This window comes from Bradyrhizobium lablabi, from assembly GCF_900141755.1.
Taxonomy (GTDB): domain Bacteria; phylum Pseudomonadota; class Alphaproteobacteria; order Rhizobiales; family Xanthobacteraceae; genus Bradyrhizobium; species Bradyrhizobium lablabi_A.
Window position 1 is genome coordinate 7,110,100 of sequence record NZ_LT670844.1, and the last position, 11,715, is coordinate 7,121,814.

Here is an 11,715-nt window from a genome sequence, read left to right on the forward strand (position 1 = left end):
GATACTTTTAAGGATCGGAAAACACCATGGCAGGTGAACGCGAACGCGGTGGCGGCCACAGGGGCGGCCGGGAAGAACGCGACAGCGAGTTCGTCGACAAGCTCGTCCACATCAACCGTGTGGCGAAGGTCGTCAAGGGCGGCAAGCGCTTCGGCTTTGCGGCACTCGTCGTGATCGGCGACCAGAAGGGCCGGGTCGGCTTCGGCCACGGCAAGGCGCGCGAAGTGCCCGAGGCGATCCGCAAGGCGACGGAGTCGGCGAAGCGCAACCTGACGCGCGTCGCACTGCGCGAAGGCCGCACGCTGCATCACGATATCGCCGGCCGTCACGGCGCCGGGCGGGTTTATCTGCGGGCGGCGCCGGCGGGTACCGGCATCATCGCCGGTGGTCCGATGCGCGCGGTGTTCGAGACGCTCGGCATCCAGGACGTGGTGGCGAAGTCGATCGGTTCGTCGAACCCCTACAACATGGTTCGCGCGACTTTCGATGCGCTGAAGCATCAGGATTCGCCGCGTTCGGTTGCGGCGCGCCGCAATATCAAGGTGTCGACGCTGCAGGCGCGCCGGGTCGGTGGCGACGCCGAAGTGGTCGCGGAATAACAATACGCGCTCAAGGCGCTTTTCGGAGTTATGACGATGGCCAAGGCCGCAAAGATGATCAAGGTCGAGCAGACCCACAGCGCGATCCGCCGCCACCATTCGCAGCGCGAGACGCTGATCGGTCTGAAACTCAACAAGATCGGCCGGGTCACCGAATTGCAGGATACGCCTGCGATTCGCGGCATGATCGCAAAGGTTCAACATCTCGTCCGCATCGTCGACGAGAAATAGAGGGAGCATGATCCCGCAAAGCGGAAGGCCGCTTTCGGTTGCGATCATGCGCCAGGATAAAGGAAGGCAACGATGAAGCTCAGCGATATCGCCGACAATGCCGGCTCGCGCAAGAAGCGCATGCGGGTCGGCCGTGGCATCGGCTCCGGCAAGGGCAAGACTGCGGGCCGCGGCGGCAAGGGCCAGACCGCGCGTTCCGGCGTGCGCATCAAGGGTTTCGAGGGCGGCCAGATGCCGATCCATCGGCGGCTGCCCAAACGCGGATTCAACAACATTTTCCGGGTCGAGTTCGCCGAGATCAATCTGGACCGCCTCCAGCAGGCGATCGACGCCAAGCTGATCGACGTCAAGGAAACCATCAACGCCGAATCGCTGGTGAAGGCCCGAGTGCTGCGCCGCGCCAAAGCCGGCGTGCGGCTGCTCGGCCGTGGTGAGCTGAAGGCGAAGTTGAATATCGAGGTGCACGGCGCCTCGAAATCCGCCATCGCGGCGGTCGAGAAGGCCGGCGGCACGGTGAAAATCCTGGCGCCGGTTGAGAAGGACGAAGGCGAGGCGGCGTAACATCTGCGTCATTGCCCGGCCGAAAGCGGGCAATCGGCACCACGAAACGATGGACTTATCGAAGCCGAGCACCAAATAATGACCGGCGTCTGCGCAAATTCCCACCTATCTCAGGGCATGACAGCGTAAGCAGCGCGGGAGAAAGCCAAACATGGTCTCAGCAGCGGAACAACTGGCGGCAAATCTCAATTTCGGCGCGCTCGCGAAAGCCGACGAACTGAAAAAGCGCATCTGGTTCACCCTGGGTGCGCTGCTCGTTTATCGGCTCGGTACCTACATTCCGCTGCCCGGCATCGACCCGACCATCTGGGAACAGGTGTTCAAATCGCAGGCCGGCGGCATTTTGGGCATGTTCAACATGTTCGCCGGCGGCGGCATTCACCGCATGGCGATCTTCGCGCTGAACATCATGCCGTATATCTCGGCCTCGATCATCATCCAGCTCCTGACCACGGTGTCCTCGCAGCTCGAGGCCCTGAAGAAGGAAGGCGAGGCCGGCCGCAAGACGCTCAATCAATACACCCGCTATCTGACGGTGCTGCTGGCCGCGTTCCAGTCCTACGGCATCGCGGTGGGACTAGAGGGCGCCGGCAATGTCGTCAGCGATCCCGGCATGTTCTTCCGCATGTCGACGGCGATCACGCTGACCGGCGGCACCATGTTCCTGATGTGGCTGGGCGAGCAGATCACCTCGCGCGGCATCGGCAACGGCATTTCGCTGATCATCCTCTCCGGCATCGTCGCGGAGTTGCCTTCCGCGCTCGCCAACATGCTGGAACTCGGCCGCCAGGGCGCGCTGTCGACCGGCTTGATCCTGATCGTGATCATCATGGCGGTCGGAGTGATCGCCTTCATCGTGTTCATGGAGCGCGCGCAGCGGCGGCTTCTGATCCAGTATCCGAAGCGCCAAGTCGGCAACAAGATGTTCGAGGGCCAGTCCTCGCATCTGCCGCTGAAACTGAACACCTCGGGCGTGATTCCCCCGATCTTCGCGTCCTCGCTGTTGCTGCTGCCGACCACGGTTGCGAACTTCAACGCCGGCCGGGGCCCGGAATGGTTTCAATGGATCACTACCCAGCTCGGCCACGGCCGCCCGCTGTTTTTGATCCTTTATTTGGCGCTGATCGTGTTCTTCGCGTTCTTCTATACCGCGATCGTGTTCAACCCGACCGAGACCGCCGACAATCTCAAGAAGCATGGCGGTTTCATTCCGGGCATCCGCCCCGGCGAGCGCACCGCCGAATACATCGATTACGTGCTGTCGCGGATCACGGTGTTGGGCGCGATCTACCTTGCGATCGTCTGCCTGATCCCCGAAATTCTTATTTCTTACGCTGCGGTGCCGTTCTACTTTGGCGGGACCTCGCTGTTGATCGTGGTCAGCGTGACCATGGATACCGTGGCGCAGGTTCAGGGGTATCTGCTCGCCCATCAATATGAGGGGCTGATCAGGAAGTCGAAGTTGCGGGGGCGTCGCCGCTGACGCTTAACTAACGCGTTGCATCGCTTTCGCTATCCGCGCTCGGCGCTGATTGTGGTTGGCGCTGGTGGTGGGTTTTGAATTGCAGGTGCGCGATCAATCGCTCACCGGGCCGGGGGGCGAACAAGGATGAGACTGATTCTTCTCGGGCCGCCCGGATCGGGCAAGGGAACCCAGGCGCAGCGGCTCGTTCAGCGTCACGGCATTATCCAGCTCTCGACCGGTGAAATGCTGCGCGCGGCGGTGGCGGCGCAGACCCCGGTCGGGCTGAAGGCCAAGGACATCATGGCGAGCGGGGGCCTCGTTCCCGACGACATCGTGATCGGCATCATTTCGGATCGCCTCGACCAGCCGGACGCGGCGAAAGGTTTCATCCTCGACGGCTTTCCGCGCACGGTGCCGCAGGCCGAGGCGCTCGATGAGCTCTTGAAGAAAAAGCACATGAAGCTCGACGCCGTGATCGAGCTTCGCGTCAACGAAAGCGCGCTGCTGCAGCGGGTCGAAACCCGGGCCGCAGAGACGCGGGCGCGCGGTGAGGAAGTCCGCATCGACGACACCCCGGAGGTGCTGACCAAGCGGCTCGCAAGCTACCGTTCGCAGACCGAGCCGCTGATTCACTATTATTCGGAGCGCCGCAAGCTTTTGACCGTCGATGGCATGATGACCATCGAACACGTGACGCGGGAAATTAACCGAATCCTAGCCGCGATCGGGGCCGTGGATATCAAGGCCTCTGAGAAGGCTGCCAGGAAGCGGGCGATGGCCAAGCCGGCCGCAAAAGGCGCCAGGAAGGCTGCCGGGAGCACGGCCAAATCCGCGGCCAAGGCCGCCAAACCCACTCCGAAAGCCGCCAAGACTTCCCTGAAGGCCGCCAAAACGGCCTTGAGAGGCGGGAAAAAACCAGTTCGCAAGGCTGCCGCGGGTTCCAAGGCGCGTGGCGCTGGTAAGGTGGGGGCTGCTGCTAAAAAGGTCACGAAAAAGCGAGCTAAAGCATAGAGGCGGTTGACGAAACCAAGTTGAATCCTTTAATAAGCCCCGTATCCAAGTCGGATAGTTTTCAGACGATGCCGGGCCCCAAGATATCGAAGGGGAGGGCGTCGTGTTCGCGTTTGCGGACACCTGCCCGAATTAGCGAAAACACTGCCGGTCTTTAATGAGATTGGCGACAGGAGAGAAGTCCGTGGCCCGTATTGCCGGCGTGAATATCCCGACCAACAAGCGCGTTCTGATCGCGCTCCAATATATCCATGGCATCGGCCAGAAGAACGCCGCCGAGATCATGGAGAAGGTGAAGATTCCCGAAGATCGCCGCGTCTCGCAGTTGAGCGATCAGGAAGTGCTGCAGATCCGCGAAGTGATCGACCGCGACTATCTGGTCGAGGGCGACCTTCGCCGCGAGACCGGCATGAACATTAAGCGGCTGATGGATCTCGGCTGCTATCGCGGCCTGCGGCATCGCCGCGGATTGCCTGTGCGCGGTCAGCGCACCCATACCAACGCGCGTACGCGCAAGGGTCCGGCCAAGTCGATCGCCGGGAAGAAAAAGTAATTGGCGAGTAGCGAATGGCGAATGGCGAGTAGGAATTGATCCTATTCGCCATTCGCCACTCACAATTCGCATCACAGGTGTAGCCGCTGGCATTACGGCGGCGTTGAGATCTTTGGAAAGGTTTTGGAATGGGTAAGGAAGCCACCCGCGTTCGCCGCCGTGAGCGCAAGAACATCGCCTCCGGCATCGCGCACGTGAATTCGTCGTTCAACAACACGACTATCACCATCACCGACGCGCAGGGCAACACCATTGCCTGGTCGTCGGCCGGAACCATGGGTTTCAAGGGTTCGCGCAAATCGACCCCCTATGCCGCGCAGGTCGCGGCCGAAGACGTTTCCAAGAAGGCGCAGGAACACGGCATGCGCACGCTGGAAGTGGAAGTGGCCGGCCCCGGTTCGGGCCGCGAATCGGCGCTTCGCGCGCTGCAGGCCGCGGGCTTCACCGTCACCTCGATCCGCGACGTGACCACGATCCCGCATAATGGTTGCCGTCCGCGCAAGCGGCGGCGGGTTTGAAATACACATGGCGGGCGGCTTTGCTGCCCGCAAAACGTTTTGAAAGATTTTGCAAGCTGCGGACTGATCCGCAGGTCTCCAACGCCAGCAATTCAGATGCGAATGGACTGGCCGGTATGGGTGAAAAACAGTGACGATCCAGAAAAATTGGCAAGAACTTATCCGCCCGAACAAGCTTCAGGTGACCCCAGGCTCTGACGCGAACCGTTTTGCGACCCTGGTCGCCGAGCCGCTCGAGCGCGGCTTCGGCCAGACGCTCGGCAATGCGCTGCGCCGCATCCTGTTGTCCTCGCTGCAGGGCGCCGCGGTGCAGTCGGTGCACATCGACGGCGTGCTGCACGAATTCTCCTCGATCGCGGGTGTTCGCGAGGACGTCACCGACATCGTGCTCAACATCAAGGACATCTCGATCAAGATGCAGGGCGAAGGCCCCAAGCGCATGGTCGTGAAGAAGCAGGGCCCGGGCGTCGTCACCGCCGGCGACATTCAGACCGTCGGCGATGTCGTGGTGCTCAATCCGGAACTGCAGATCTGCACGCTGGACGAGGGCGCGGAAATCCGCATGGAATTCACGGTCGCCGCCGGCAAGGGCTATGTCGCCGCCGAGCGCAACCGGCCCGAGGACGCCCCGATCGGCCTGATCCCGGTCGACAGCCTGTTCTCGCCGGTCCGCAAGGTCTCCTACAAGGTCGAGAACACCCGCGAGGGCCAGATCCTCGACTACGACAAGCTGACCATGACGATCGAGACCAACGGCGCGATCACCCCTGATGACGCGGTGGCCTATGCCGCGCGCATCCTGCAGGATCAGCTCAACGTGTTCGTCAACTTCGAAGAGCCGCGCAAGGAAGTGGCGCAGGAGATCATTCCCGATCTCGCCTTCAATCCGGCGTTCCTCAAGAAGGTCGACGAGCTCGAACTGTCGGTACGCTCGGCGAACTGCCTGAAGAACGACAACATCGTCTATATCGGCGACCTCGTGCAGAAGTCGGAAGCGGAAATGCTCCGTACCCCGAACTTCGGCCGCAAGTCGCTGAACGAGATCAAGGAAGTGCTGGCCCAGATGGGTCTGCATCTCGGCATGGAAGTGCCGGGCTGGCCGCCGGAGAATATCGACGAGCTCGCCAAGCGCTTCGAAGATCACTATTGATTTCGTCATTCCGGGGCGCGCGTGAGCGCGAACTATGCTGCGCAATTGCGCAGCTGGGAATCTCGAGATTCCGGATCGCCGCTTCGCGACGTCCGGAATGACTGGGGCGAACGCAGGCGGCCCACCTGAGCAAATTGTCCGACGAGCCGTCGCGACAGACAAGTATTGAGGAATATACCATGCGTCACGGCAAGGTTCATCGGAAGCTCAACCGCACCGCCGAGCATCGGCGTGCGATGTTCGCCAATATGTGCGCGGCGCTGATCAAGCATGAGCAGATCGTCACCACGCTGCCGAAGGCCAAGGAACTGCGCCCGATCGTGGAGAAGCTGGTCACGCTCGGCAAGAAGGGCGGCCTTTCGATGCGCCGGCAGGCGATCTCCGAGATGCGCGATCTCGACCAGACCAAGAAATTGTTCGACGTGCTGGCGGTGCGTTACAAGGACCGCCAGGGCGGCTATACCCGCATCATCAAGGCCGGCTTCCGCTACGGCGACAACGCCCCGATGGCCGTGATCGAATTCGTCGACCGCGATGTCGACGCCAAGGGCCTGGATTCCGGCCCCGAGCAGGAAAAGGCCGCGGAAGCGGCGTAAGCCTTCCCCGATATCGGTTGCAAAAGCGGCGCTTCAGGCGCCGCTTTTTTGTAGGGTGAGCAAGGCACAACGGGTCGCGCGAATGCGGGTAAACTTGGTCAGCCTGGTATCCGGATGCGAAGTGTGCGGACTACCGCGCTCTCGGTGGCGTGCCAGTCGGGATTGACCGGGAGCAGGAACCGGTCGAGCTCGCTTTGGGCCAGATCCAGGGCTGCGTTCGCGGCGGGGGCGTCGGGCACCGCGCGTAGCGTGAAGCCCGTCGCTCGGCCATATAGGCATTGCAGGCGAACCAGCCAAAGCTGGTGATAGTCGAGATACCAGCACGCTTCCGCGTTCGTCGGCAGAACCGATAACACGCGATCGGCCCATTTGAGCGCCGCCTCAGCCATCGCTTCCCGGCGAGGGCGATCCTGCTCCTCCTCGGCCGCGACCCGGCGAACTTTGACCGAAAGCGCCATCAGCCTGGCATGCGGCTTCAGTGGCATCAGGGGACGGCGCAGGTTGAGCGAAGATACCATGTCGTCGAGCGCCGCAAGCGCCTCGGTGAAGCGCCGTTTATCGAGGCTTGTCTCCACGGCCCAAAGCTTCTCCGATTCGGAAAAGTCGGTGTCGCCCTTGCCGTCGATATATTCGCAGCTGATGAATGCGCGCGGCAGCCCGTCGTGGAGCCGGGCGAGTTGCGCGCGGCTGAGATCGGTGTAGCCGATGGCCAAATATTCGAGCCGCTCGAAAGACGGCAGACGCCACAGCACCGAACCGAGCTGGGCAGCGTTCACCCGCGTCGCCAGGGCCCGCAGGTTGCGGGCGCGCAACAGGCCGGCCGGAATCCCGTGCTTCAGCGCCGGCCAACTGATATCCAGTATCTCCAAATGCGGGTTGTCCCAATACTCGTCGCTGTCGTGATACTCAAGCTCCTCGATGGTATTGATGTCGTAGTGCTGTTGGAGGACCCGCAGCCACGGGAACTGCGACAGATCGAGATTGGCGGTGAAAACCGCCGAACCGTTGAAATAGCCCTCGCCGATGGTCAGGATTTCGACCGAGCGGAAGCTGTCGGGACCGAACGGCAGCGAAGTGATCGGATTGTCGGTCAGTTCCAGCTTGCGAAGGCGCGGCAGCCCGGCGATCTCGCGGGGCAGGGTGTCAAGGCCGCAGTCTTCCAGGCCCAGCGTCTCCAACGCTTCGAAGTCTCCGATCCAGGATGGCAATTGCTTCACCCGGTTGCCCGAAAGCACCAGTTCGCGCGCGCCGCTGAACCCGCGCAACTGTTCGGGAACGAAACGGAGTTCGCATTTGGCGAGACTTACTTTCTCGATCGGCTCGCCGCGCTCCTTGCGGGCGCGCAGTTCGGCGAGACGCGCGGCTCCCATGTCGGAGAGCCTCGGCGGCGCCGGCGTGCCGATCTCGCCCTCGGGACGAAGAATGGGCAAATTCCGCTTCAACCGATCGAGGACGACGCCATCATGCACGGAGTTGGTTTCGTCGATGACTTCGGGCGCCAGAATGAGGTCGAGGCGGTCGTTATCGTAGTCGACGGGAATGTTGAGCCGTCCGGCCGAGCTCGCGACGTATTTTCGCTCCACAGGACCATCGAAGATGAACTCATAATCGGAAACCAGCACCAGCAGGGCGCGCGTCTTGCCGCGAATTCGCATCTGGCCGTGGTTATAATAGCCCATCAGCACGCCGGTGACCGTGACGTCGCCGTCGATCTCGGACGCGCTGCCGCCAAGGCAGAGATTTTTCGCAACGACGTTGCCTTTCACCTTCAACAGCGGCGACCAGTCGATATCGGGCTCGGCAAGCGTGGCGTTGGGGGCAAGCAGCGAGCCCGTAATGAACAGGGCGCCGAGCCGAGCATCCTTGAATGCAGGTACCAACTCGTTGGTCAGCACGAGACCTTCTTGTGTGACGCCGAGATCGCCTTCGACGACGCCGGCCTTGTACTCGTCCATCTGAGAATAGGTCATCGTGCGGGACGCGATGTCCTTCACGCCGGGCATGAAACGCTGGAACGCGTCCGCCATGGACAGGAGATATTCAGCCAAACTCATGCCTCCCGATGCTAGCGACGACATGGCCTGGTGCCTGGAACGGCACCCCGCAATTAGAGTCATCGGGATCAACTCCCGTTCAACGCCCGTATTCCCAAAATTTTTGTCTTGAAATCAACGGGTGTCCTCCCGGCGAACGCCGCAAAGGAGCCGCGCCATGTGCGCCGCTTTCTTATTGGGCAATCACCCCGTGGCGACCGGCGATTGCACTCGCGCGCGCAGCTCCCGATATCTAGTCCTCCACGGATGGAGATGGCTCATGAAGATCGATCTTTCGGGAAAAACCGCGCTGGTGACGGGTTCCACGTCCGGCATCGGTCATGCCGCCGCCAAGGGGTTGGCGGCCGCCGGCGCTGAAGTCGTGGTCAACGGCCGCGCGCAAGCCAAGGTCGACGCCGCGGTCGCGGCCATTGGCAAGGTGGTGCCTGGGGCCAAGGTCCGGGGCGTCGCCGCCGATGTTTCAACCGCAGCCGGGTGCAAGGCACTGGTCGCGGCGCAGGGTGAGGTGGACATCCTGATCAACAATGCCGGCATCTTCGAGCCGAAGGCATTTTTCGAGATTCCCGACGAGGACTGGAGCCGCTTCTTCGACGTCAATGTGATGTCGGGCGTGCGGCTGTCGCGGGCTTATTTCCCGGGCATGCTGAAGCGCAATTGGGGCCGCATCGTCTTCATCTCGTCGGAGTCCGCGCTGAATATTCCGAAGGAAATGATCCACTACGGCACCACCAAAACCGCGCAGCTTGCGGTATCGCGCGGGCTTGCCGAGATGACAAAAGGCACTGCCGTGACCGTCAATTCGGTGCTGCCGGGCCCGACCATGTCGGAGGGCGTCGAGACTTTCATCAAGGATATCGCGAAACACAACGGCGTGTCGGTGGAGCAGGCGACCAGGCAGTTCTTCCAGCAACAGCGCCCGACCTCGCTGCTGCAGCGGTTTGCAACCGTCGAGGAGATCGCCAACATGGTGGTCTATGTCGCCTCGAAAGAGGCGGCGGCGACCAATGGCGCCGCACTTCGCGCCGAGGGCGGCATCATCCAGACCATTGCGTGAGGGGTCAGATGGCGGCCTATGTGATTTCCGAACTCGAGGTGCGCGATCCCGCAGGGATCGAGACTTACCGCACCATTGCGGCCAAATCGATCGCGCAATATGGCGGCCGCTATCTGGTCCGCAACGGCGCCGCCAGCGTTGCGGAGGGCGGCCCGCCGGTGAAGAGCATCGTCGTGGTCGAGTTTCCCTCGATGGAACGCTTGCGCGAATGGTACGCCTCGCCGGAATACGCCGAAGCATTAAAGGTGCGGCGGACGGCGCTCGACCGCCGTTTGATCTTTGTTGAGGGCGTGCCGGTGGCTTGAGCGCCCCGGTTATTGCGAGCCAACGGGTCGGCGCAAAGCGCCGCCCGGTGGCTCGCAATGACGGTCTCTACCATCCCTCCAGCACGATCTTGCCGCGCGACTTGCCGCTTTCCAGCAGCGCATGCGCGCGCTTCAGGTTCGCTGCATTGATCGTTCCAAAGGTCTGATCGAGCGTGGTGCGCAGCACGCCCTTGTCGATGAGGTCGGCGACGTCGTTGAGCAGATGATGCTGCGCGATCATGTCCGATGTCTGGAACGAGCTTCGCGTGAACATCGATTCCCAGTGGACCGAGACCGCCTTGCCCTTGAAGACGCTGACGTTGAATTCCGGGGGATCGTCGATCAATCCGAATTTGCCCTGCGGCGCGATGATGTCGGCCAGCGCCTTGTAATGCTGGTCGGTGCTGGTGAGGCTCGCGATCAAGCCAACCGGCGGCAATTTCAGCTTCTCGATCTGCTCCTTCATCGGCTTGGCGTGGTCGATCACGGCGTGGGCGCCGAGATCGAGGCACCATTTTTGGGATTCCGGCCGCGACGCCGTGGCTAGGACGGTAAGTCCAGTGAGGCGGCGGGCGATCTGGATCAGGATCGAGCCGACGCCGCCGGCGCCGCCGATGATCAGCAGCGTGCGCGGATCAAGACTTTTGCCGGGCACGGCACCCAGGCGGTCGAACAGCAATTCCCAGGCGGTGATCGAGGTGAGGGGAAGGGCTGCGGCTTGCGCGAACGAAAGCGTCTTCGGCTTGCGGCCGGCGATGCGCTCATCCACCAGATGCAATTCGGAGTTGGTGCCTTGCCGCTGGATCGAGCCGGCATAGAAGACTTCATCGCCGGGCTTGAAAAGCGAGACCTCGGGGCCGATGGCGTCGACGACGCCGGCCGCGTCATAGCCCAAAATCTTGGTCTCACCTTCCGGCGGCGTGGCGCGTTTTCGCACCTTGTAATCGACCGGATTGACGGAGACCGCCTTCACCGTGACACGGATGTCGCGCCCCTTCGGCTCCGGTTTTGCGGTCTCGAAATCGATCAGTGCATCCGTAGCATCAATCGGTAGTGATTTTTTGTAGCCTACGGCTTTCATGTCCGTTGTCTCCTTGATGGCAGCGATCATTCCCAGCCTAATTGTCGCCCTAGCACAATTTTGGCAAGTACTGTATATCTGGGGATATAGTCCCTGTTTGGATACTATTGGAAAATCCCCCATGAAACGGCGGAATTTTGCCCACCGGCCGGGCTGCGCGGTCGAAGCGACGCTCGACCTGATCGATGGCAAGTGGAAAGGCGTCATCCTCTATCACCTGCAAAACGGTACCCAGCGCTTCGGCGAGTTGCGGCGGCGGATGCCGGGCATCACCCAGCGCATGCTGACAAAACAGCTGCGCGCGCTCGAGGACGACAATCTGGTGATCCGCAAGGTCTATGCGGAAGTGCCGCCCCGGGTCGAATATCGCCTGTCGGAGATCGGCGAGAGCCTGCGTCCGGTGATCGACACCTTGAAGGCGTGGGGAGAAGGCCATCAGGAGCGGCTTTCCTGCGGACCCGCCGCAGACCCAGTAAAGACACCCAAGCGCGCCGCTTGAGGGTCTCCAGGGGCTGCAGGAGCAGCCGTGGCTGCTCC

The 11,715-nt window shown here is 61.9% G+C and carries 14 protein-coding genes; 12 read left to right on the top strand and 2 right to left on the bottom strand.

Annotated elements, in window-relative coordinates:
- The first annotated feature begins 26 nt into the window (after nt 1-26).
- The 9 genes from rpsE to rplQ all read left to right on the top strand — a co-directional run bounded on the left by rpsE (nt 27) and on the right by rplQ (nt 6,684).
- Nucleotides 27-599, top strand: a complete 573-nt coding sequence (gene rpsE, locus B5526_RS33080) for a 30S ribosomal protein S5 (RefSeq protein WP_079543886.1) — start codon at nt 27-29, stop codon at nt 597-599.
- Nucleotides 600-635: 36 nt separating this feature from the next.
- Complete coding sequence (gene rpmD, locus B5526_RS33085) at nt 636-830, top strand: 50S ribosomal protein L30 (protein ID WP_079545758.1); 195 nt, start codon at nt 636-638, stop codon at nt 828-830.
- Nucleotides 831-902: 72 nt separating this feature from the next.
- Complete coding sequence (rplO, locus tag B5526_RS33090) at nt 903-1,391, top strand: 50S ribosomal protein L15 (RefSeq protein WP_079543887.1); 489 nt, start codon at nt 903-905, stop codon at nt 1,389-1,391.
- A 151-nt stretch (nt 1,392-1,542) separates the two neighbouring features.
- Nucleotides 1,543-2,874 carry a preprotein translocase subunit SecY gene (gene secY, locus B5526_RS33095; RefSeq protein ID WP_079543888.1) on the top strand — a complete coding sequence of 444 codons (1,332 nt, stop codon included), beginning with the start codon at nt 1,543-1,545 and terminating at the stop codon, nt 2,872-2,874.
- A 126-nt stretch (nt 2,875-3,000) separates the two neighbouring features.
- Complete coding sequence (locus B5526_RS33100; RefSeq protein WP_079543889.1) at nt 3,001-3,867, top strand: adenylate kinase; 867 nt, start codon at nt 3,001-3,003, stop codon at nt 3,865-3,867.
- A gap of 184 nt (nt 3,868-4,051) precedes the next feature.
- Nucleotides 4,052-4,420: a 30S ribosomal protein S13 gene (gene rpsM, locus B5526_RS33105; RefSeq protein WP_079543890.1), complete on the top strand. Its 369-nt coding sequence runs from the start codon at nt 4,052-4,054 to the stop codon at nt 4,418-4,420.
- A gap of 128 nt (nt 4,421-4,548) precedes the next feature.
- A complete protein-coding gene (gene rpsK, locus B5526_RS33110) occupies nt 4,549-4,938 on the top strand; it encodes a 30S ribosomal protein S11 (RefSeq protein ID WP_006021048.1) in 390 nt (129 codons plus the stop codon).
- Nucleotides 4,939-5,068: 130 nt separating this feature from the next.
- Nucleotides 5,069-6,088: a DNA-directed RNA polymerase subunit alpha gene (locus tag B5526_RS33115; protein WP_079543891.1), complete on the top strand. Its 1,020-nt coding sequence runs from the start codon at nt 5,069-5,071 to the stop codon at nt 6,086-6,088.
- Between the two features lie 179 nt (nt 6,089-6,267).
- Entirely contained in the window at nt 6,268-6,684 is a 417-nt protein-coding gene (gene rplQ, locus B5526_RS33120) for a 50S ribosomal protein L17 (protein WP_079543892.1), read from the top strand.
- A gap of 98 nt (nt 6,685-6,782) precedes the next feature.
- Here the strand turns inward: rplQ and B5526_RS33125 are convergent, their stop codons facing one another.
- Complete coding sequence (locus tag B5526_RS33125) at nt 6,783-8,738, bottom strand: leucine-rich repeat domain-containing protein (protein ID WP_154071573.1); 1,956 nt, start codon at nt 8,736-8,738, stop codon at nt 6,783-6,785.
- A gap of 259 nt (nt 8,739-8,997) precedes the next feature.
- Between B5526_RS33125 and B5526_RS33130 the strand changes: the two genes are divergently transcribed.
- Nucleotides 8,998-9,792 (top strand): SDR family NAD(P)-dependent oxidoreductase, encoded by a 795-nt coding sequence (locus B5526_RS33130; protein WP_079543894.1) that lies wholly within the window; start codon nt 8,998-9,000, stop codon nt 9,790-9,792.
- Between the two features lie 8 nt (nt 9,793-9,800).
- Nucleotides 9,801-10,097 (top strand): DUF1330 domain-containing protein, encoded by a 297-nt coding sequence (locus B5526_RS33135; RefSeq protein WP_079543895.1) that lies wholly within the window; start codon nt 9,801-9,803, stop codon nt 10,095-10,097.
- Between the two features lie 67 nt (nt 10,098-10,164).
- Here the strand turns inward: B5526_RS33135 and B5526_RS33140 are convergent, their stop codons facing one another.
- Complete coding sequence (locus B5526_RS33140; protein WP_079545760.1) at nt 10,165-11,178, bottom strand: zinc-binding alcohol dehydrogenase family protein; 1,014 nt, start codon at nt 11,176-11,178, stop codon at nt 10,165-10,167.
- Nucleotides 11,179-11,299: 121 nt separating this feature from the next.
- On the opposite strand from B5526_RS33140, the gene B5526_RS33145 reads away from it, so the two are divergent.
- Complete coding sequence (locus B5526_RS33145) at nt 11,300-11,677, top strand: winged helix-turn-helix transcriptional regulator (protein ID WP_079543896.1); 378 nt, start codon at nt 11,300-11,302, stop codon at nt 11,675-11,677.
- Nucleotides 11,678-11,715: the final 38 nt, after the last annotated feature.